The following is a 20,012-nucleotide window of genomic DNA, read 5'->3' on the forward strand; positions in this document are numbered from 1 at the left end:
TCCTGAAGGTGCTTGCTGGACACAATTGAGCAGCGGTTGCCTCCCTTATAGCACGAAGCCCAACCAATCCAGCACTTTTCCGGTACATTAGGCGCTAGTCGGGCTTGGTAAGGCCGGGCTGGCATTTTTCTGCCCGTTAATCCCTGCGCTTATGACGTATTCCACTACGACGCACACAAACCCGTTCCGCTCTTTCTGGATGGGTGGCTATGAATGCACCGACCAACTAAATGCCTTCGGCCACCGGGTCGACTTTCTGACCCTGACCGGACATTTGCAGCGCCTCGACGCCGACTATCAGGACCTGCAGCCCTTTAATATTGGCAGCGTGCGGGAAGGAATCCGCTGGAGCCAGGTGGAGAAAGTACCGTATCAATATGACTGGAGTACGGTGCAAGTCATGCTCGACGCGGGCAAGCGCCACGGCATCCAGCAGATCTGGGACCTGTGCCACTTCGGCTACCCCGACGATTTGACGCCCCTGCACCCGATGTTTGCCCGCCGCTTTTCCCACCTCTGCCGGGCCTTTGTGGATTTCTACCGCTCGCAGCGCCCCGACGATACGCTCATCGTGACGCCCATCAACGAGGTAAGCTTTATGAGCTGGCTGGGCGGCGACGTACGCGGCACCACGCCCTACTGCGTGGGCCAGGGCTGGGAAGTAAAGCGCGGACTGATGCGGGCCTACATTGAAGGCGTGGCCGCCCTGCGCGAGGCTGACCCCAGCATCCGTATCCTAACCACCGAGCCCCTGATTCACATCGTGGCTGCCCCCGGCGCCGACGCTCACCTGCGGCAGCGGGCCAAGGAGTTTGATGAAAACCAGTTCCAGGCCGTGGATATGCTCTCGGGCCGGATGTGCCCCGACCTGGGCGGCCGCGAGGAATACCTGGACCTGCTGGGCTTTAACTACTACTACGACAACCAGTGGCAGCTAGACCCGCACCAGACCCTGCCCTGGGCCGACGACTTCAATGACCCACGCTTCCGCCCCTTAAGCTTTCTGCTGACCCGGGCCTGGCAGCGCTACAACCGTCCCGTGGTGCTCACCGAAACCAGCCACCCCGGCATCGACCGGCCCCTCTGGATTGACATGATTGGCAAGGAGTGCGCCCTAGCGTTGCAAGCCGGCGTGCCGGTATTCGGAGCCTGCCTCTACCCCATTATCGACCGGCCCGACTGGGACCACCTCACGCCCTGGCACCGCGCCGGCCTCTGGGACGCCGATACGGCTGCGCCCGACCCCGGCCTGACCCGCATCCTGGATACGGCCTATGCCGAAGCCCTGCTGCAAGCCCAGGAAACTGTGTCGGCAGCTATTCCCAAGCCCATTACGCTCGTCACGGAGTCGGATGTGGCCTTGTCGTTGTCGCTGACCTAAGCTGCCATGAGCGCCTCCTCTTCCGATAGTGCGGGCACGGCCGACCTGCTGCGCCAGTTCGAGCAGTCCTTTGCCGATTCCACACTGTCGGTGGCGGAGGCGCGGGAGCTGCGCAGCCGGCTAGCGGCCCACGGGCAGCAGGGCCCGGCCCTGCATACCCTGCGTCAGCAGCTGTTTGCTTTGGCCCGGGAGCGGTTCAACTCGTTTGAGGACAAGGCCGTGGTGGAATGGCTGGAGGCCGCCAGCGCCCTGCTATTGCCCCTGGCCCCGCCCCAGCCCGCCCAGACCAGCGTCCACTTCAGCCCCGGTACCGAATGCGTGCATGCCATCCGGCAGTTTATTAACCACGCCGCCCAACAGCTCGACGTGTGCGTGTTTACCATTTCCGATGATAGGATAACCGACGCCCTGCTGGCGGCCCACCGGCGGGGCGTGGCTATCCGCCTGCTGACCGACAACGACAAGCTGTTCGACAAAGGCTCCGACATCAAGCAGCTGCACGCCAGCGGAATCTCCATCCGCATCGACCAGACCACAGACCACATGCACCACAAGTTTGCCCTGGCCGACCAACGCCTGGTGCTCACGGGTAGCTACAACTGGACCCGCTCGGCGGCTATGGTCAACCTGGAAAACCTGCTCATCACCGACGACACTTCGGCCGTGACGCGCTACCAGACCGAGTTTGACCGGCTCTGGGAGGTAATGGTGCCGTTCGGGGGCTAACAAAGCCGCCGTTGAACGTAACTTGCCGGGGTAACCAGTGTGCCCATGCCCACCGCCCCCGACTTTGCTTATTCCTATTTGCCCACGCCCATTGGCCTGCTGGAGCTCAAAGGCTCGGAAGCGGGCTTGGCTGCCGTGACCTTTCTAAACGAAGCCGCCACGCAAGCTGAAACACCCGCGGCGGCCGTGGCCTCGTGTCTGCGCGAAGCTCACCAGCAGCTACGGGCCTACTTCGGGCGGGAGCTGCGCGACTTTTCCCTGGTGTATGACCTGCCCCGTGGCACCGAGTTTCAGCAGCGGGTGTGGCAGGTGCTACAGGGTGTGAGCTATGGGCGCACAGCTTCCTACCTCGATTTGGCCCGGCAGCTTGGCAACCCTGGCGCGGTACGGGCCGTGGGCGCGGCCAACGGCCAGAACCCGCTGGCCATTGTGTGGCCCTGCCACCGCATCATCGGGGCCAGCGGGCAGCTTACAGGCTACGCCGGTGGGCTGCCGCGCAAAAAGTGGCTGCTGACCCACGAGCAGCCCGCTGCTCAAACCTCGCTGTTCGGTTAAGCGCCGGAGTTATCCCGATTTGCGGGTTGGCCGGCCGCTGGCGCTTTCTATTAAACGAGCGGCATGCTACCAGCCGCCTCCGCTCCCTGCCCGACGGGATTGAGTTTGTGTACCGCCAGCCCAAAAAGTAAGCCCTAGGCCCCGGCGGCGCCCACGAACTTGAGCAGCTCCTGGTATATCACGTTGTCTTTCCAATAGAGCTGTAGCACCATCGGCACGTGTTTTTTGCCGGGCAGCACCGCAAACTGCGGCTCCCGCCCCAATTCCTTCAGCTTTAGCCGAAACTTCTGGCTGCTGCTACTAATGGACGGGTAAGTTTCGCCGCCGATAAACACCAGAAACGGTGGTGTGGCGGCCGTTACGTAGTACATCGGCGACACTGATTTCCACACGGCCGGGTCCTTGCCAAAGGGCACCAGATATTGCTCGTCGCCGCCGTACTGCATCTTGCGCAAGTAATCATACATATCCAGGCCGGCGGGGTCGTCGAGGATGGCGCCGCGCACGGGGTTGGTGGCCAGCCCGCGGCGGCTGAACAGGGTGTTATCGGCGGCTAGCAAAGCGGCCAGTCCGCCCCCGGCCGAGTGGCCCATGGTAAAGAGCCGCTGCGGGTCGCCGCCATATTCGGCAATGTGCTGAGTGGTCCAGATGACAGCCCGGGCGCAGTCGTCGGCCATGGCGGGCACTTGCACCTTGGGCGCCAGGCGGTAGTTGATGACGACGGCCACCACGCCCTGCTTGGCCAGGCGCCGTCCGATAAAGGAGTAGAAGTTCTTGTTGCCGCTGTTCCAGCTGCCGCCGTGAATAAAGACCACCACCGGATACGGCACTGTGGCCTTTTGGCGAGGCGCGTACACATCGAGGCGGTGCCGCTCGGTATCGAAGCCGGCTTCCGAGGCGGGCACGTAGGCCAGGTTGGCAAACCGGCGGCTGGGCCGGGCCTGGGCCATTTCATTGGCTACCAGCACCAGCAGCAATACGGTAACAAACGCCGGCAAAGCCAGCAAACGGGAAAAACGCATAGACGGGAAAGGGTACGGCGAAGTTGGGCAGCGGGCCGGGAACCCGACGTGGCTCTATATACTTTATTGGGCAGCTCCCGGATTGGTGAACTAGCCCAGCCCAACGCGTCCGGGCGCGCGGGGTTGCCGGGCGCCGTCCTATATTTGCCTGACGGCCTTCGGGCTGGCTTCTTTCCCGTCGTTTTTCTTAGTTGCTCTTTCCCATGAAAAAATACCTGCTGCTCCTCGTCTGCGGTCTGGCCCTGGCCACCGCCCCGGCGCACGCCCAGCGTAAAACCAAAGTCAAAGTAAAAACCGAAGCCGCTGGCACGGCCGCCAACCGCCTGCTGCCGCTCTTCGGGGGCTTGTCGGTGGAGGCGGCTCAGCAGTTGGTGGGCCCTGCCTTCCTGGCCGACATCGAACGAAACTTTGCTTCCCGCGCCGAAGCCAGCAAGTTCTTTTCGGACAAAGGCTACGAGTATATCACCGAAAACCAGCCCGACACGGCCCTGTACCGCTTCAACCTGGCCTGGCTGCTGGATCAGAAAAACGCCGATGCCTACCGCGGCCTGGGCGTTATTGCCAGTCGCAACCCCACTGCCGACGAGTCCATCAGCCTGCTCACCCAAGGCCTGACGGTAGCCCCTACCAGTTCGCTCATACTTTCTGACCTGGGCACCAGCTACCTGATTCGCTACCAGCAAACCAAGAAGAAAAAAGACCTCGACCAGGCCCAGCAGCAGTTGGAAAAAGCGTTGGCAGCCGATGCCAACAACGCCTACGCCTGGCAGCAGATGGGCCGCGTACACTACCTGCGCGAGGACTATACCAAGGCCTGGGACGCCGTGCACAAAGGCCAAAACCTGAATGTAAGCAGCATCGACCTAGACCTGATCAGCGACCTGACGGCCAAGCTGCCCGACCCCAAGGGCATGTTCAAATAAGGCGGACCGACGGAGCCAGCAGCAACGGTAGGCGCCCGGCGTGCGTATTCGGGCTGCTCACCAACTGTATTTGGCCGTGAACATTCGCCTGACTTTCCTCGGCAGCTTGCTGCTTTTCTCGCTGTACGCGCACACTGCCGCGGCCCAGAGCCCCGAGCGGCGGCGCCGGCACTTCACCAACTCGGCCCGCCCCTACCACCGTGGTCCGGTGTACCTGACCCTGGGGGGCGGCGCGGGTTTTTATAACGGCGACCTGGCCGAAAGCTTCGCCGACAACCTGCCTGGTCCTAGTGGCAGCGTGGGCGTGCTCTACATGGTGCGCCCCCGGGTAATTCTGGGTAGCGAGCTGTCCGTATTCAAGCTCGGAGCCAAAGACCAGCTGCCCGAACGTGGCTACGCTTTCCGCAGTACCAATGGGGCCCTGACCGGCTTCGTGCGCTACGAACTGACGCGGGACGAAAGCGAGTTTGCCGATTCGCACGGACCTCCGGCAATGATTAAACCGTATATAAAGGCTGGCGTTGGGGCTCTGCTTTACACGCCCGAAGCATACTTGGGCAATGCCCGACCAGTGCCCAGCACCAATTTCCTGCCGACTGAGCGCAATGACTACCCCGCCACGGCCCTTATTGCGCCGGTTGGCCTGGGCCTGACCTTTCGCCTGATGCCCCAGCTCAATGTTTCGGCCGAAGGTTCCTACTACTTCACCACCACCGACCACCTCGACGACATCAGCCAGCGTGGCAACGCAGCTCGCAACGACGGATTTGGCCTGATGGAACTCAAGCTTGAATACTCGCCCTGGCGGTAAGCATAGGGTTCGTAGCGCCCTTGCCAAGCGGGGCCTTCCTACTCACCGGTGAGTAGGAAGGCCCCGCTTTTTGCTTGGCAGCATCGGCTTCACTCAATGCAAAAAGAGGTTGCACGTTACCTTGGCGGTCCTTTGTCTTCTGTATATGCTGAAAAATTGTCTTGCCATCTTGTGCGTACTAGGGTTGCTGGCTTCAGCCCAGGCCCAACCCGCGTCAGTCAACCAACACGGTTTCTACATTCCGGCCAACCTGACGGAAGCCAACGAGCAGCTCGACAAAATCCTTAGTCCCAAAGCCAAAGCTCACTTTAAGACGCTGGAGCCGAGCAATTTTGAAGATATCAACGGCATTTTCTTGCTCAATGAGTGGGCAAAGGCTCCCAACGGCCAACCTAACCGCTTGGAACGATACCTGGACACCTTCATTCAGCCTAAGCCGGACCTGTGGCGCTACGATGCCGACCAAATGCGTAGCTACCTTATTTACCTCTCTTACCTGCGCTATCTGCGCAACCAGCCCTTTGACGTAAGCACCGAGGCCCGGAAGCTCAATGCTACGGCCGATTCGTTGCAGCGCCTCAGTGACCTGCGCCACGCCCGCCACCTGACGGCCGACTCCATCAGCGGCATCTACATTCCTAAGAACCTGCCGGACGCCTTCCGCCAACTCGACCAGCTACTGACCGACACGGTTAAGCAGCAACTGCGCCACCCCGACCCGGAATACGGCCTCAGCCGGTTCCATTTTGGCCTGGGCCTCTGGATGCGCAACAGCTGGCAGCTCTGGGGCGGCTCCCGACTGCAGCAGTATTTCGAAGCCAAAGGCGTGACACACCCCGATGATATGTCGGGCATCTTGCTTGATACCTACAGCCAGTACCTAAACGGCAAAGCCCCAGACGAGGCGGGCATCAAGGCCCTTACCCAACTTGTGCCGCCCGTCGTAGCGCCGGGGCCGCCGCCACCGCCGAAACTCTATTACTCCAAGCCATACCGGAAATTTCTGCGCCGCCGTCGAATCGATGATTTCAACAGCTTACCACCCGAAGCCTACGCCGAAGAGGTTGAGATTGTAAAGCCGCCACAGTAGCACAGCCTCACCGCAGAACTCAAAAAAGGCCCGTCATTGCTTGACGGGCCTTTTTTGATTTTCAGAAAGCAGGCAAACCTACTCCTTCACAAAGCGCTGACGGTAGGTCGTCTGTCCGTCGCTCACGGTCAGGGTGTACATACCTTTAGCCAGGCCGGCCACGTTCAGCTGGCCGTTGCCTTCGTAGCGGGTCACGCTGATGGCAGCACCACGCACGTCCAGCACTTGCACCGAAACAACTTCGGCGTTGTTGGGCAGAGCAATATTCAGGCGGTCCGTAGCTGGGTTCGGGTACACGTCGAACTGGCTCGAAACCCGGCTGGCCGAAATGCCATTCAAGCCCGCGAAGGTTGTGCCGCCACTGATGGTCACGCTGTAGTCTTCGGTTTCGCCGTAGCTGTAGGCATTGCAGCTGGTAGTGGCCGAGTTGTCGCTCATAACTGCCCGCAGACGGGTTTTGCCGTTTTTGGCGGAAACCGGAACCGTAAAGGAGGCCGAGCGAGTCGTGGTCGAGGTGCTGGCAGCCGTGCTTACTACCAGCTCACCCGCGTCGGTGAAGACGCCGTTCTGGTTGTAGTCGATGTATATCTTGAAGTACTCCGAATAAGCCGAGCCCGTGAAGCCCGCGCTGAAGCTGATGGTCTGGGTGGTGCCGGCCGTCAGGGTTGGAGCCGTCAGGGCCGTACCGTTGTAGTAGCCGGCATCAGCACCCGAAGAACGGGTCAGGGTACCCAGGCTCACGTAGTCGATGAATTCATAGGCTACGCTGTTGCCTTTCGAAGTGCAATACGTAGTCGGTGTAGGCGTAGTGCCACCGCCACCGCTGTAGGCTGCCCCAACGCCGACGGCGTACCAGGCATTGGTAACGGCCTGCACCTGAGCCGAGCCAGCCCCGTACAGATCAGTAGCCGCCTGAATCGAATAAGTACGGGCCGCTGCGTAGTTCGACGAAGCTGTCAGGTAGACGCTTTCGGTGCGGTAGGCAATTTTGGCGGCGGCATCCATGCCCACACCAGTCACGTTGAAGGCGCTGCCGATGTCGTTGGTGCCGCTGCCCCCGGCCACCACGCGGTAAAACCAGTGGTTCAGTACGCCGCTGTTGGTGTGCACCCCGCCGTAGTCGTTCGACTGCGTCGGCGAAGTAGTGGTGGCCTTCCAGTAGGTGCCCTTGTAGGTATCGGGCTGACCTTCAGCGTTAGGGTTGCTCATCGAGCGCAGGCCGGGGCGCTGCTTGTCAATGTCTTCCCCAATAATCCAGGTCGACTTGGTCAAACCCAGTTTGGCGGCAGTGTACTCCTCGATGGCCGCTCCCCAGATGTCGGAGAAGCCTTCGTTCATTGCCCCCGACTCGTTCTGGTAGGTCAGGTTGGCCGTTTTTTCGCACACGGCGTGGCCGATTTCGTGGCCGCACACGTCCAGGGCTGTCAACGGGCGGAAGCGGGTGGCCCCGTCGCCGTAGGTCATGACCGAGCCGTTCCAGTAGGCATTTTCGTAGCCCACCCCGTCGCCGGGCGTGTCGTCGAAGTGCACGTAGCTCTTGATTTTGGCGTTGGCATTGTCGTAGGAGCTACGGCCGTGTACCAGTTTCCAGTAGTCGAACGTGGCCTGGGCGCCGAAGTGCGCATCACCGGCCACGTTGTCGAAGTTGGCGTTGTTGTACTCAGTCCAGCTGTTGTCGGCGTCGGTGAAGTCGACGGCCGAGGTGTAGCTGTTGCCCTTGCGGCAGTTATAGGTTTCGATGCCCAGGCCGCGGGTGTACTCGCGCAGGCGGTATTGCCCGGCCACTACCGTTTCGTTGGCCAGCGAGCGGGTGCCGCTGTAGGCCGTGGCAAACGTGGCGGTGCCCGCAGCGTGCTTGATAATAGCGTCCTGCAGTACCACGGTGCCCGTAGCAGCATCCACGTAGATGTAGGCGCGACTCAGGGGCAGCTGAGCATACACGTTGAACTTCCAGGCCAGCGTGGGCTTGCCCGTCTCCTGATTGTTCACGATTACCAGCTCACCCTGAGGCTTGTATGTGGCGGCGGGGTTGTTCTGCTCTTCTTTCAGGCCGGCTTCCTCGCGGGCATCCTGCCACATATACTTCTTGGCGCCCACAAACTGCAGCGCCGACTGCAACGCCGCCGAGGCACTGATGGCGGGCGTCACGTTCAGGTTGCCGATGCGCTCAAAGTTGCCCGACATACTTTGCACGCTGCCCTGCTTGGCGTGCAGCGTGTAGGAGGCGTGTTCTACCTTGATGCCTTTGTAATACTGGTCGTAGCGCTCGTGGGCATAACCCAATGGGTCAATTTCCGTTTTGCTACGCAGCATCTGGTCGCTGGTGGCCAGCTGCAGCTGTTCGGCCAGAGCCTTGCGGGCGTCGTTGAGCGTATAAGCAGGGGCATCGGCCCGGAAGGCTATCAGTTCCGGAGTACCTTTCTCCGATAGGACTTTTTGCTGAATGCCGGCTTTATCCTGCGCTTGGGTGGTAGAGCAAGCAAGGCCGCTAGCCAGTAGCACAGCTACTGCCGAGTACTTTTTTTTCATGAATGCGTGGTTTGGAAAGTGGAAAAGGGTCGGATGTCGGAATGGCTACCGAGCGCTGGCAAGGTAATAATTTTTCAATACCAACTCACTTTCATTGCAACCTATGCCATACATATGATTGTTTTTATGAAATATTATCAAACATAGTAAAGCTTGACCCACCGGCATTAAAGCGTTTTAATGCATTGATTAACACTTCGCCACGAATCGGCTACAATCATTTGCAAGGAGACAGACACCAAAATTTTATACGTTTCCGAAACACTCGCTTCTTCCAACTAAACATAGATAAATATGAATAAACGCTGGAACCTCGAGGGTAGCGTTGCCTTGGTAACCGGAGCTTCCAAGGGCATCGGGGCGGCCGTGGCCGAGGAGCTGCTGCGCTTTGGCGCCACCGTCATTGCCGTGGCCCGGGGTACCGCCGACCTCGAAGCCCAGGTGGCGCAATGGCAAGCTCAGGGACTGGACGCCCACGCCCTGAGTGCCGACCTGAGCCGCCCCGACGAGCGGGAAAACCTGCTGCGTGAAGTCAGTCGGCGCTGGCCCAAGCTCCACATCCTGGTCAACAACGTGGGCACCAACATCCGTAAGTCGACGGCCGTGTACAGCCCCGAAGACTACCGCCACGTGATGGAAACCAACCTGGAATCCACCTTTGGCATGTGCCAGGCCGCTTATCCGCTATTGCAACTCAATGGCGGGGGCTGCATCGTCAATATTTCGTCGGTGGCCGGCCTGGTGCACCTGCGCACGGGCTCAGTGTATGGCATGACCAAAGCGGCTATTATTCAACTGACCCGCAACCTGGCCGTGGAGTGGGCCCCGGATAATATCCGCGTCAACTGCATTGCGCCCTGGTATATCCGCACGCCGCTGGCCGCGGGTGTGCTTAGCAATGAGCAGTATCGGCAAAGCGTGCTGGACCGCACACCGCTGCAGCGCATTGGGGAGCCCGAGGAAGTCAGCAGCGCCGTGGCCTTTCTGTGCCTGCCCGCCGCCAGCTACATCACCGGCCAGACCCTGAGCGTCGACGGCGGCTTCAGCGTGAATGGGTTCTAGGATTTCGCGCAGGCCAGTATTCAACCTGTCATTGCGAGCAGCGCGAAGCAATCCGTCCGCTGAAATGTGCTGAGTGTTCCAAAGTAAAAGCCCTTACTACTGCTTGTAGTAAGGGCTTTCTGGTAAAAGGCTGTTTGTCACAAGCAGAGGACGGATTGCTTCGCGCTGCTTACAATGACAGATGCAGCAACAACAAACAGTCAGTTATGAACCTTATTGGTGCAGGGCAGCTTCGTAGCGGGTTAGGGCACCTTCGCTGGAAGCCAGGTAGAGGAAGGGTTCGATGAGCTCGAGTTCCATGAGCAGAAACTCCCCGTTGGCGTCTACCCCATCGACGCGGGCGTAGAGGCAGTCTTGGGCAAACTGGGCAATGATACGGTCGGCGGCTTGGCGCAGGTGGGCGGGAGCCTCGCGGGGCTCGATGCCGCCGCCGAGGTAGTGCTGCACCCGGAAGTCGCCGGACTTGGGCGTCTTGAGTACGCAGTGGCTGAACTGGCCGCCGAGGTAAATCAGGGACCATTCGCCTTCGGTCTGAATCTGGGGCTGGAAGGGCTGAACCAGGAAATCTTCGTGCTGCACCAGCTCAGTGAGTTGAGGCAGGCGCTCGGCAGTTTCGAGGCGGGTCAGGGTAAAAGTGTTTTTGGCCCCACCGCTTACGGCCGGCTTCACCACCAGCTGGTCGCTGCCGAGCTTGTCAAACAGGTCGTCAATCACCACCTCGCTGCCTTTGGGGAGCCAGTGAGTAGGCACGATTTTGACGCCGGCCTGCTCCAGGTCGCGCAAGTATTTCTTGTCGGCGTTCCAGCGGATAATGCTCGACGGATTGAGCAGCTGAATGCCGGTAGCGTCCATCCGGTCGAGCCAGGCGTAGAAATCGTCGACCCGGTCGAAGTAGTCCCAAGGGGATTTGACCACCACTTTGTCGTAGCCAGCCCAGTCGACAGCCGGGTTGGTCCACACCCGCGGGGTTACCTGGTGGCCTTGCTCGCGCAAGTAACGGGTGAGCAGGCTGTCTTCATCTTCCACGGTGGGCGCGGCGTACTGCGTCAGACTTTCGCAGGTCACGAGGGCAATGTTCATTGGGGTACCTTACTTTTTCAGGGTTAAATAATCGGCAGCCAGAGTGGCCAGGGTTTTAACGCCCAGCGTCAGCCCGCTTTCGTCGATGCGGAAGCCGGCGGTGTGGTGCGGGGCGGTAGTAGCGGGGTTGATGCCGGGCGTCATGCCGCCCACGAAGACGAACAGGCCGGGCACTTTTTCCTGGTAGTAGGCAAAGTCTTCGGCCCCGGTCACGGCCTTTTGCAGCACCACTTTGTCGGCCGAACCGGCGGCGGTGCGCAGCGAGGGCAGCATCCGCTCGGTTAGCTTCAGGTCGTTGAAGGTCACGGGTGTGTAGTTCACGATGTCGACTTCGGCCGTTGCGTTGGCACTTTCGGCAATGTTGGTGGCCGTGCGGCGGATATCGTCCCAGATTTTACGCTGCATGTCCTTGTTGAGGGTCCGGATGGTGCCGGTGAGTTCCACCTGCTCGGGAATAATGTTGTTGCGGACCCCGCCGTGCACCATGCCCACGGTAATAACGGCGGCGTCCTCGGTCAGCTGGGTTTGCCGGCTGACAATGGTTTGCAGGCCCATCACAATCTGGGACGACACCACCACCGGGTCCACGCTCAGCCAGGGGTAGGCGCCGTGGGCCGACTTACCTTTGACTTTAATGGTAAACACGTCGGAGGCCGCCATTTCGCCCCCGGGCCGGTACTTAAGCGTCCCGACCTCGGTCTGGGCATTGATGTGCACCCCGAACACGGCATCGACTTTCGGATTGTCGAGCACGCCTTCTTTCACCATGAGCTTGGCGCCGCCTTCCACGCCGGGCAACGAGCCCTCTTCGGCGGGCTGAAAGATGAACTTCACAGTACCGGGCAAGTCCTTTTTCACCTGGCTCAATACTTCGGCCGCCCCCATGAGCATAGCTACGTGGGTGTCGTGGCCGCAGGCGTGCATCACGCCCACCTCCTGCCCGTTGTACTGGGTGCGGACCTTGCTGGCGAAGGGCAGCTCGTTTTTTTCCGTCACGGGCAGGCCATCCATATCAGCGCGCAGGGCTACGACTGGGCCGGGCTTACCGCCGCGCAGAATACCTACCACGCCGGTGCGGCCCACGCCGGTTTGCACTTCCAGGCCCAGGCTCTTGAGGTGAGCCGCCACGATGCCGGCCGTGCGCTTTTCCTCGTTGCCCAGCTCGGGGTTCTGGTGAAAGTCGCGCCGCCAGGCTATGACTTTGGCCTCCTCGGCCGTAGCCAGTTTGGCAATGCGCGCGTCGAGGGCCGTGTTTTGGGCTTGGGCGGTATGGGAAAGCAAAGCCCCCGTGAGCAGGGCAGCCAGGGCGTAAGGAGTTGACTTCATCGGCGGAAAGGTCAGGTAGGTCGGGGGATAGAGGCAAAAAGGCGCGGAAGGTTGCCGGCCGGCTATTTTTTCATGCTCAGGTAGTCGGCGGCCAGCGTAGCCAGGGTCTTGACGCCCAGCGTGAAGCCACTTTCGTCGAGGGTGAAGCCGGCCGTGTGGTGGTCGGCGGTGGTAGCTACGTCGCCACCCTTGCGCATGCCGCCCACGAAGACGAACACGCCGGGCACCTTTTCCTGGTACAGGGAGAAATCCTCGGCCCAGGTGTTGACTTTTACTTCCTTTACGTTGGCCGCCCCGCCCGCCACATTCTGCAGCGTGGGCAGCATCTTGGCCGTCAGGGGCAGGTCGTTGAACGTGACGGGCACGTAGTTCACGATGTCGACTTCCACCGTGGCGCCGGCGCTTTCGGCAATGCCGGTGGCCGTGCGCCGGATGGCGGCCCAGATTTGCTCCTGAGCCTTTTTGTTGAACGTCCGGATGGTGCCGCTCAGCTCCACATCGGCCGGAATGACGTTGTAGCGCACCCCGCCCTTGAGCGTACCTACCGTCACGACGGCCGCATCATCGGTCAGGTTTACCTGCCGGCTCACAATGGTTTGCAGCCCCACGATAATCTGGGCGGCCGTCACCACCGGGTCGACGCTGCTCCAGGGCCGGGCCCCGTGGGAGCCTTTGCCAATGACCTTGATGGTAAACCGGTCGGAAGCCGCCATTTCGCCGCCCGGCCGGAACGAGAGGTTGCCGACTTCGGTCTGGGCATTGATGTGGAGCCCGAAAATGGCCTCGACTTTCGGATTTTCGAGCACGCCTTCCTTAATCATGAGCTTGGCGCCACCTTCTACGCCGGGCAACGAGCCTTCCTCAGCGGGCTGAAAGATGAACTTCACAGTACCGGGCAAGTCCTTTTTCACCTGGCTTAATACTTCGGCCGCCCCCATGAGCATGGCCATGTGAGCGTCGTGGCCGCAGGCGTGCATCACCCCTACGGGCTGGCCCAGGTAGGTGGTTTTCGCCGTCGAGGCAAACGGGACACCCGAAGTTTCGGTGACGGGCAGCGCGTCCATATCAGCGCGCAGGGCCACGACTGGGCCGGGCTTACCGCCGCGCAGAATGCCTACCACGCCGGTGCGGCCCACGCCGGTTTGCACTTCCAGGCCCAGGCTCTTGAGGTGAGCGGCAATGATGCCGGCCGTGCGCTTCTCTTCATTGCCCAGCTCGGGGTTCTGGTGAAAATCGCGCCGCCAGGCTATGACTTTGGCTTCTTCAGCCACCGAGAGCTTGGCAATCCGAGCATTCAGCGCGGCGTTCTGGGCGGCGGCGGAGGTGGCTAAGTTTGCCAGCATACTGGAGGAAAGAATAGCAGAATAGAAGTATTTCATCAGAAGCCGGCGGGTCGGGAGTTGAGTCAGCAAGGTACAATACGGGGCTCATTTGCAGCATAGCTGTTTTTCCGCCGTAGCCGGGTGGCATCCACTATTTTTGCATTTCCTTTCTGCTTCCTATGCCGCTGCCATCCGCCACAAGCTCCTCTCCGGCCGCTGCCGTTGCCACCTGGCCGCAGCTGTGGCGGCAACCGGCTTTCCGCTACCGCCTCCTCGGCATCCTGGCTGGGCTGCTGGCGTTGGGGGCCGTTATTCCGCGGTTTTTCGCCTTTATCCAGGCCCGGCCCGGCGTGGTACTGCCCGACCCGGTGCTGGCCGCGCTGCCCGCCCACGACGTGTCGTGGCTCACCTTCGGGGTTATTTACCTGAGCATTGCCGGGGCGGTGGTGCATCTGGTACCCCGGCCGGCGCTGCTGCTGCGGGCGTTATGGGGCTACGGCCTGCTACACGGCTTCCGGCTGCTCACGCTCTGGCTCTTGCCTTTGGAGCCGCCCACTGGCCTGGTGCTGCTCCACGACCCGCTGGTCGACAACCTGTTTTACGCCTCGGCCACGCCCATTACCAAGGACTTGTTCTTCTCGGCCCACACCGCCACGGTACTCGTGCTGGGCCTCACCGTGCAGAACCGGGCTCTGCGGGTTGCCCTGCTGCTGGCCGCCGCGCTAATTGGGCTGCTCGTCATGGTACAGCACGCTCATTACACCTACGACGTGCTGGCCGCTCCGCTGTTTGCTGGCCTGAGCGTGTGGCTGGCCCGCCGCGTAGCCCGCTACTAGCCTGACTTTACTTCAGGTGCTTCTCGTAAATATTGGCCGCAATTTTCTCGGTTAGGGCCTTGGGCACGAAGCCGGTAAGCCGGGCCGAAACCTTGTTCAGGGCCCCGGGGATTACCTCGGCCTCACCGGCCAGCAAAGCCGTAACGCCGAATTTGGCTACCTGCTCGGGTGTCATGGAGAGCTTGGCGGCCACTTCCTGCAGGCCCGCACTCATCCCGGCGCGGTCGGCAAAGTCGGTGGTGGTAGCGCCGGGGCTCAGGCAGGTCACCGATACGGGTGAGTCGCGCAGCTCGTAGCGCAGGCCCCGGGAGAAGGTGAGCAAAAACGCCTTGCTGGCTGCGTAGAGCGTGAGGGTGGGCACGGCCTGGTAGGCCGCCGTGCTGGCAATGTTGAGAATGTAGGCCTTGGGCTGCTGCTTGAGCAGGGGCAACAGCTGGTGGGTCAGCTCCACGGGCAGGAGCATGTTGAGCTGCAGCATGTTTTGCTGGGCCGCCAGCGGCAAGTCCTCAAACCGGCCCCAGAGGCCATAGCCCGCGTTATTGACCAACACTGCCAGCTCCTTCGTGTGCTGCCGCGCCCACTCAGCCAGCCGGGTTGCCGCGCCGGGCTCGGCCAAATCCAGGGGCAGGAAGCGGGCCTCGACGCCGTGCTGGGCACCCAGCTCGGTGGCTACCTGCGCGAGTTGGTCTTGGCTGCGGGCCGTGAGCAGCAGGTGGTAGCCGCGCCCGGCCAGTTCGGCGGCCAGGGCCCGGCCAATGCCGCGGGAAGCGCCGGTGATAAGAGCGTAGGGCATATGGTGAGTTGGTGAGTTGGTGAGATAGTGAGTTGTCGTTCGGCTGGCGCTTGTTGCTCAATCCGCTCGGAATGAACATCAACTCACCAGTTCACCATCTCACTATTTCACCAGGTGTAAAAACCGCAGGTAAAAAGGCGTGGGGCTGTCGGGCTGCTTGGGGGCGTATTTGCCGCTGATGACGGGCACGTACATCACCCGGCGGCGGGAAGCCTCGCCCACCAGCGGCGACTGGGCCACGCGGTGCCACATCCGGCCGTCGTGCACGGTCAGGTCGCCGGGCTGGGTTTCGACGGCCAGCTCGTGGGGGTCGTACGACACGTCCTTGTAGTACTTCTTGCGAAACAGCAGCTGGTGTAGGCTCTGGCGGTGGGTGCCGGGAATAATGCGCAAGCCGCCGTTGGTGGCTGCGGTGCCATCCAGGTGCAGGCCCACATTGAGCATGGGCCCGATGCGCTTGCCGTAGAATACGTCGCGCAGCGAATCGGTGTGCCAGCCCATCTGGCTGAACTCCGAGCCCGGCACGTTCACGTAGTGGTTGATAACCAGGCCATCCTTCTCGTTTTCGCCCACCCGCCCGTTGGGGGCTTCCAGCAGCGGAAACAAGGCCTCAAACCGCGGGTCCTGGAGCAGTTCGTGCAGCACGGGGCTGTGCTGGGAAGCAAAGGCGAAGCGCTGCACGATGCGAGAGCCGTCTACGTCCTTGCCGTACTTGATGGGCACGCCGTTGACTTTTTCCACGCCTTCGGCCAGCCACCGCGCCTGCACGGCCTCCGTGGCCGCCAGAATTTGCTGCACCTGCTCGGGCGAAACAAAGGCGCGGAAGTGCAGAAACCCGTGCTGCCGAAAAAACTCCCGCTGCTCAGCCGTTAGCGTGGTTCCAAGAGTAAAACGCGGATAAGTAGGGAGTAAAGCCATAGTGGTAAGCCAAGGGATACGGAGGAATAGCGGGGCGAAGGTACAAAAGCGGGGCCCCGCTGCCATTAGAGGAGCCTTAAAACCCCAAGTACCCCTACTTAGTTAGAGCCAAAATTGAGCGGGCAGCGCCCGTGAAGTACGCCGCCAGGTCGTGAAGTGCCTGTGAAGGCCTTAGTTTCTGATTCAGAATCAGCCGTGTATCTTAGCGGCAATGTCTGGCTTTTCCCCGTTTTACTGCTTCCCTAAATCAGCGGCTTTGCTAGCCCTGGCCCTGCTGCTAACCGGCACTAGCCCGGCCCAGAGCACCTCGGCCCGGCTAGTGCCGTTCCGCCAGGGTACCAAGTGGGGCTACGCCGACCAGCGCCGCCGCTTGGTGCTGCCCCTGCGCTTCGACGAGGCCGGTCCTTTCGTGCAGGAGCTGGCCTGGGTGCGCATCGGGCCGCTTTATGGCTACATTGATGGAGGCGGCAACCCCGTCACGCCGGTGCAGTTTACCAAGGCCAGCACCTTCAGCCGCAACCGGGCCACGGTAGAGCTCAACGGCGAAACGTTTCAGATTGACGGCACCGGCCAGCGCTTGACCACCCCTCCCGAACCCGAGCCGGAAACCGAGTTTCTAACCCAGGGCGACCTGACCCGGCAAAACGGCAAGGTGGGCTTCCGCTTCACCGTAGGCCAAGCCGTGGTGCCCAACGTGTACGACGAGATTCTGGAAAACTACAACGGCCTGCTCTTCGTGCGCCAGGGCACCAAGTGGGGCGTGCTCAACAACAAGGGCAAAGTAACCCTACCCCTGGAGTACGACACCATAAAGGCTATTGAGACCAACAACTTCGCCTATCCCGTAGTAGAGCAGCAGGGCAAGTTTGGCTACCTGGCCGAGGATGGTACCCTACTGGTAGCCCCCAAGTACCAGGCCGCCGAGCCCTTCGTGGCCGACGTGGCCCGCGTGACTACCGCCGACGGCCGCAGCGGCTACATCGACACCCGCGGCCGGGAGTACTTCGACTAGCCCGGCCCCGGCGGGCCGCCTCCCATAGGCTTCGCCGACAGTTTGAACAGGCACTACATATCCCCAAGCCCTGGTTTATAGACACGTACGCTTGAGTACTATACACGAAGGCCTCATTTATGCACACGCATAAGTGAATACTATACACGAAGGCCTGAGTTATGCACACTCATTGGTGAGTACTATACACAAAGGTCTGGTTTAGGTACCCGCACAACTGAATACTGTACACCACACCCTTTTTTAGGTACCCGCAGCGCTGAAGGAGGTATCCGAAGGCCTTGGCGTAGGCTCTGCATCAGGCCAGACGGTATACCAAGGGCCTGATGCAGGGCCCTTGCAAGGGCCGGGGCGGCCGGGTGGGCGACCGGGCGGCCTGCGGTTCAGCAAGTTGCCGATTCGTGCCTATATTCCGCAAGCCAACTGCTGCCCCCATGATGACCGTCGCCCCCACCGACCTTACCCGCCAGCTCGAAGCCCGCATTGCCCGCCGGGGCCAGCCCCCGCCCGCCGACGAGCACACCTTCACGCCCGCCCGCACCCTGGAGCGCCTTGAAGCCGAGCTGGCCCACCTGCTGCCCAACCGCAATAGCCGGGGCCGGCACACCCAGGCCCGCATGCTCTACGCCTTTCTGACCCACGAAACCCGCACCGCGCCCCAGTTGGCCGCCCTCGGGGGCGTGGGACGGGTAGCCGGCAGCTGGGCCCACGGCGGGCTGGTGCGGACCGGGCTGCTACACTACCAGCAGCAGGGCCGGTGGCGGCAGTATCGCCTTACCCGCTTCGGCGAAGACTGGCTGCTGGCCGTAGTGCGCAACGAAACCCCGCCCCCACGCCCCCGCAGTAGCCGCCGGGGTGCAGAGCCGTGTAGTCGCGGCGCAAGCCTTGAACGATACTTCTAGCGACGCCAACGACGAGACGCAAGTATGCGTCTCTATCCCCTTTTGTCGTTAGCTCAACTAGCTTCTTATTCACGCTCCTATCCCGCCCGCCGATGCTCGACCTGCCCCTGCTCAACGTGCGCCTGCGCGCCTGCCACGAAGACTGGCAGCAAATGATACCCACCGCGCAAGGCCGCCACTGCCGCAGCTGCGACCGGGAAGTGGTAGACCTGACCGCCGCCACCCACGCCGACCTGCTGGTGGCCCGCGCCGCCTCCCCCGACGGGCGGGTGTGCGGCCGGGTGCGCCAGGCGCAACTGGCTGCCAACCAACCGGCTCCTTTACCCCGGCACATAGTGCTGCGGCCCCGGCTGCGCCAGTTTCTGGTGGCGTTGGTGTTGGTGTGTGGATTGGGCCTAACGAGCGGGGAAGCCTGGGCCCAGGTGCGCAAAGCCACCACCGCCCACAAGCCGGCGGCCCGCAAGCCCGTGACCCGCAAGCCGCCACCGCCGGAATTGGAAACCGTTACGGTGTTCAGTGGAGACATAATTGCGCACGACCCGGAGCCGGAGGTAGTGCTTGAGGAGCCGGCCGTGTTCAGCTACGTGGAGCAGATGCCCGAGTTTAAGGAAGGCGGAACGGCCGGCGCCATCCGGTTTGTGCAGCAACACCTGCGCTGGCCTCCCAACACGGGCCTGCTTGATGCCGAAGGCCGGGTGTTCGTCAACTTCATCGTGGGTCCCGACGGCAAGCTGCGGGAGTTTAAGGTGCTGAAAGGCATTCACCCGCTGCTGGACGCGGAAGCCCTACGGGTAGCACGGCTCCTGGATGGCCAGTTTACGCCGGGCCAGCAAAACGGCCGGCCCGTGGAGGTATACTACACCATTCCCGTCACGTTTCAACGCTAGTAACATGCTCGTCCTGCCCATTCTCAACGTGCGCCTGGCCGCCTGCCCCGCCGACTGGCAGCAGATGACGCCCACCGCCCAAGGCCGCCACTGCCAGAGCTGCAACCGGGAAGTAGTGGACTTCACCACCGCTACCCAGGCCGATTTGGCTGCCGCCCGCACGGCCGCGCCGAACGGGCATTTGTGTGGTCGTTTCCGGCAAGACCAGCTGGCCGCCCCGCCGCGGGTGCAATTGCGGCCCAAGCTGCGACGGTTCGTGGTGGCCCTTGTGCTGGTGTGCGGGCTAGGAATGACGAGCGGAGAAGCCTGGGCCCAGGTGAAAAAAGCAGGTGAGGCAACGCATTTTGAACCTGCTACCGAGTTACAACCCAAAAGTTTGGAGGCGCTGGGATTGGAAGCCTTGCAGCCGGCACCACAATTAAGCGACCAACGAAAAGAGCCGTTTCTGGGTGTATACGTAGAGCAAATGCCGAGTTACCCCGGGGGCATAGAAGGCTTGCTTGCGTACTTACGGCAGAACCTGCGGTATCCACCCGACTCTACCGTTTCGGGCAAAGTGTTCGTCAGCTTCGTGGTCACCAAAACGGGGGCCGTTGCCGACGCCAAAGTTATCAAAGGCCTGGGCCCGGCCTTCGACGCGGAAGCCCTGCGCCTCGTGCAGCAAATGCCTGCCTGGGAGCCCGCCCGGCAGAATCAGCAGCCGGTAGCAGTTGCCTATACCCTCCCAATTCGCTTCGGTCCAGAGCTTCCGAGGGAACCAACGGCCAAGGAGGCCCGCCGCCAGGCCCGCGCACAGCGCCGTATACAGTAGCCTTCTACGGAAAACTTTCTATTTTC

19 protein-coding genes are annotated in these 20,012 nt (G+C 61.6%); 12 read left to right on the forward strand and 7 right to left on the reverse strand.

What is annotated here, in order from left to right; all coding sequences use genetic code 11:
• Positions 1–151 precede the first annotated feature (151 nt).
• Genes MUN80_RS03535 through MUN80_RS03545 form a run of 3 tightly spaced genes read left to right on the forward strand, consistent with a single transcriptional unit; the run spans position 152 to position 2,662 of the window.
• Positions 152–1,381, forward strand: a complete 1,230-nt coding sequence (locus MUN80_RS03535) for an amine oxidase (protein ID WP_244719709.1) — start codon at positions 152–154, stop codon at positions 1,379–1,381.
• Positions 1,382–1,387: 6 nt separating this feature from the next.
• A complete protein-coding gene (locus MUN80_RS03540; protein WP_244719712.1) occupies positions 1,388–2,107 on the forward strand; it encodes a phospholipase D-like domain-containing protein in 720 nt (239 codons plus the stop codon).
• Between the two features lie 45 nt (positions 2,108–2,152).
• Positions 2,153–2,662 (forward strand): methylated-DNA--[protein]-cysteine S-methyltransferase, encoded by a 510-nt coding sequence (locus MUN80_RS03545; protein ID WP_244719715.1) that lies wholly within the window; start codon positions 2,153–2,155, stop codon positions 2,660–2,662.
• Positions 2,663–2,796: 134 nt separating this feature from the next.
• On the opposite strand, the gene MUN80_RS03550 is transcribed toward MUN80_RS03545, so the two are convergent.
• On the reverse strand, positions 2,797–3,684 hold the full coding sequence (locus MUN80_RS03550; RefSeq protein WP_244719718.1) for an alpha/beta hydrolase: 888 nt from the start codon (positions 3,682–3,684) through the stop codon (positions 2,797–2,799).
• Between the two features lie 203 nt (positions 3,685–3,887).
• Between MUN80_RS03550 and MUN80_RS03555 the strand changes: the two genes are divergently transcribed.
• The 3 genes from MUN80_RS03555 (at position 3,888) to MUN80_RS03565 (ending at position 6,508) form a co-directional block, all read left to right on the forward strand.
• Positions 3,888–4,607, forward strand: coding sequence for a tetratricopeptide repeat protein (locus MUN80_RS03555; RefSeq protein WP_244719721.1), 720 nt, complete (start codon positions 3,888–3,890; stop codon positions 4,605–4,607).
• Positions 4,608–4,683: 76 nt separating this feature from the next.
• On the forward strand, positions 4,684–5,418 hold the full coding sequence (locus MUN80_RS03560; protein ID WP_244719723.1) for a hypothetical protein: 735 nt from the start codon (positions 4,684–4,686) through the stop codon (positions 5,416–5,418).
• A 145-nt stretch (positions 5,419–5,563) separates the two neighbouring features.
• On the forward strand, positions 5,564–6,508 hold the full coding sequence (locus MUN80_RS03565) for a DUF6794 domain-containing protein (protein WP_244719726.1): 945 nt from the start codon (positions 5,564–5,566) through the stop codon (positions 6,506–6,508).
• Positions 6,509–6,586: 78 nt separating this feature from the next.
• On the opposite strand, the gene MUN80_RS03570 is transcribed toward MUN80_RS03565, so the two are convergent.
• The gene (locus MUN80_RS03570; RefSeq protein WP_244719728.1) at positions 6,587–9,037 is read right to left on the reverse strand and encodes a M4 family metallopeptidase; all 2,451 of its coding nucleotides are present in this window, start codon (positions 9,035–9,037) and stop codon (positions 6,587–6,589) included.
• Between the two features lie 294 nt (positions 9,038–9,331).
• On the opposite strand from MUN80_RS03570, the gene MUN80_RS03575 reads away from it, so the two are divergent.
• Positions 9,332–10,099: an SDR family oxidoreductase gene (locus MUN80_RS03575; RefSeq protein WP_244719731.1), complete on the forward strand. Its 768-nt coding sequence runs from the start codon at positions 9,332–9,334 to the stop codon at positions 10,097–10,099.
• 213 nt (positions 10,100–10,312) lie between these two features.
• Here the strand turns inward: MUN80_RS03575 and MUN80_RS03580 are convergent, their stop codons facing one another.
• The 3 genes from MUN80_RS03580 to MUN80_RS03590 all read right to left on the reverse strand — a co-directional run bounded on the left by MUN80_RS03580 (position 10,313) and on the right by MUN80_RS03590 (position 13,848).
• A complete protein-coding gene (locus MUN80_RS03580; RefSeq protein WP_244719734.1) occupies positions 10,313–11,179 on the reverse strand; it encodes an ATP-grasp domain-containing protein in 867 nt (288 codons plus the stop codon).
• 9 nt (positions 11,180–11,188) lie between these two features.
• Positions 11,189–12,505 (reverse strand): amidohydrolase, encoded by a 1,317-nt coding sequence (locus MUN80_RS03585; protein ID WP_244719736.1) that lies wholly within the window; start codon positions 12,503–12,505, stop codon positions 11,189–11,191.
• A gap of 62 nt (positions 12,506–12,567) precedes the next feature.
• A complete protein-coding gene (locus MUN80_RS03590) occupies positions 12,568–13,848 on the reverse strand; it encodes an amidohydrolase (protein WP_244719739.1) in 1,281 nt (426 codons plus the stop codon).
• A 158-nt stretch (positions 13,849–14,006) separates the two neighbouring features.
• Between MUN80_RS03590 and MUN80_RS03595 the strand changes: the two genes are divergently transcribed.
• Positions 14,007–14,663 (forward strand): phosphatase PAP2-related protein, encoded by a 657-nt coding sequence (locus tag MUN80_RS03595; protein WP_244719742.1) that lies wholly within the window; start codon positions 14,007–14,009, stop codon positions 14,661–14,663.
• Between the two features lie 7 nt (positions 14,664–14,670).
• On the opposite strand, the gene MUN80_RS03600 is transcribed toward MUN80_RS03595, so the two are convergent.
• Together MUN80_RS03600 and MUN80_RS03605 are read right to left on the reverse strand one after the other, a co-directional pair.
• Positions 14,671–15,456, reverse strand: a complete 786-nt coding sequence (locus MUN80_RS03600; protein WP_244719745.1) for an SDR family NAD(P)-dependent oxidoreductase — start codon at positions 15,454–15,456, stop codon at positions 14,671–14,673.
• A gap of 102 nt (positions 15,457–15,558) precedes the next feature.
• Positions 15,559–16,374 carry a phytanoyl-CoA dioxygenase family protein gene (locus tag MUN80_RS03605; protein ID WP_244719748.1) on the reverse strand — a complete coding sequence of 272 codons (816 nt, stop codon included), beginning with the start codon at positions 16,372–16,374 and terminating at the stop codon, positions 15,559–15,561.
• A 211-nt stretch (positions 16,375–16,585) separates the two neighbouring features.
• Between MUN80_RS03605 and MUN80_RS03610 the strand changes: the two genes are divergently transcribed.
• From MUN80_RS03610 to MUN80_RS03625, 4 genes are all read left to right on the forward strand, one after another.
• Complete coding sequence (locus MUN80_RS03610) at positions 16,586–17,386, forward strand: WG repeat-containing protein (RefSeq protein WP_244719750.1); 801 nt, start codon at positions 16,586–16,588, stop codon at positions 17,384–17,386.
• 434 nt (positions 17,387–17,820) lie between these two features.
• Positions 17,821–18,288: a hypothetical protein gene (locus tag MUN80_RS03615; protein ID WP_244719753.1), complete on the forward strand. Its 468-nt coding sequence runs from the start codon at positions 17,821–17,823 to the stop codon at positions 18,286–18,288.
• A gap of 92 nt (positions 18,289–18,380) precedes the next feature.
• Entirely contained in the window at positions 18,381–19,175 is a 795-nt protein-coding gene (locus MUN80_RS03620; protein WP_244719756.1) for an energy transducer TonB, read from the forward strand.
• Between the two features lie 4 nt (positions 19,176–19,179).
• Positions 19,180–19,986 carry an energy transducer TonB gene (locus MUN80_RS03625; protein ID WP_244719759.1) on the forward strand — a complete coding sequence of 269 codons (807 nt, stop codon included), beginning with the start codon at positions 19,180–19,182 and terminating at the stop codon, positions 19,984–19,986.
• Positions 19,987–20,012 lie beyond the last annotated feature (26 nt).

Source organism: Hymenobacter cellulosivorans (assembly GCF_022919135.1).
GTDB classification, from domain to species: domain Bacteria; phylum Bacteroidota; class Bacteroidia; order Cytophagales; family Hymenobacteraceae; genus Hymenobacter; species Hymenobacter cellulosivorans.

Coding starts and splice junctions, on each gene's coding strand:
- MUN80_RS03575 (WP_244719731.1), top strand. CDS start 9,332: ATGAATAAACGCTGGAACCTCGAGGGTAGCGTTGCCTTGGTAACCGGA.
- MUN80_RS03585 (WP_244719736.1), bottom strand. CDS start 12,505: ATGAAGTCAACTCCTTACGCCCTGGCTGCCCTGCTCACGGGGGCTTTG.
- MUN80_RS03600 (WP_244719745.1), bottom strand. CDS start 15,456: ATGCCCTACGCTCTTATCACCGGCGCTTCCCGCGGCATTGGCCGGGCC.
- MUN80_RS03615 (WP_244719753.1), top strand. CDS start 17,821: ATGATGACCGTCGCCCCCACCGACCTTACCCGCCAGCTCGAAGCCCGC.
- MUN80_RS03570 (WP_244719728.1), bottom strand. CDS start 9,037: ATGAAAAAAAAGTACTCGGCAGTAGCTGTGCTACTGGCTAGCGGCCTT.
- MUN80_RS03610 (WP_244719750.1), top strand. CDS start 16,586: ATGTCTGGCTTTTCCCCGTTTTACTGCTTCCCTAAATCAGCGGCTTTG.
- MUN80_RS03590 (WP_244719739.1), bottom strand. CDS start 13,848: ATGCTGGCAAACTTAGCCACCTCCGCCGCCGCCCAGAACGCCGCGCTG.
- MUN80_RS03605 (WP_244719748.1), bottom strand. CDS start 16,374: ATGGCTTTACTCCCTACTTATCCGCGTTTTACTCTTGGAACCACGCTA.
- MUN80_RS03555 (WP_244719721.1), top strand. CDS start 3,888: ATGAAAAAATACCTGCTGCTCCTCGTCTGCGGTCTGGCCCTGGCCACC.
- MUN80_RS03545 (WP_244719715.1), top strand. CDS start 2,153: ATGCCCACCGCCCCCGACTTTGCTTATTCCTATTTGCCCACGCCCATT.
- MUN80_RS03540 (WP_244719712.1), top strand. CDS start 1,388: ATGAGCGCCTCCTCTTCCGATAGTGCGGGCACGGCCGACCTGCTGCGC.
- MUN80_RS03565 (WP_244719726.1), top strand. CDS start 5,564: ATGCTGAAAAATTGTCTTGCCATCTTGTGCGTACTAGGGTTGCTGGCT.
- MUN80_RS03595 (WP_244719742.1), top strand. CDS start 14,007: ATGCCGCTGCCATCCGCCACAAGCTCCTCTCCGGCCGCTGCCGTTGCC.
- MUN80_RS03535 (WP_244719709.1), top strand. CDS start 152: ATGACGTATTCCACTACGACGCACACAAACCCGTTCCGCTCTTTCTGG.
- MUN80_RS03625 (WP_244719759.1), top strand. CDS start 19,180: ATGCTCGTCCTGCCCATTCTCAACGTGCGCCTGGCCGCCTGCCCCGCC.
- MUN80_RS03550 (WP_244719718.1), bottom strand. CDS start 3,684: ATGCGTTTTTCCCGTTTGCTGGCTTTGCCGGCGTTTGTTACCGTATTG.
- MUN80_RS03580 (WP_244719734.1), bottom strand. CDS start 11,179: ATGAACATTGCCCTCGTGACCTGCGAAAGTCTGACGCAGTACGCCGCG.
- MUN80_RS03620 (WP_244719756.1), top strand. CDS start 18,381: ATGCTCGACCTGCCCCTGCTCAACGTGCGCCTGCGCGCCTGCCACGAA.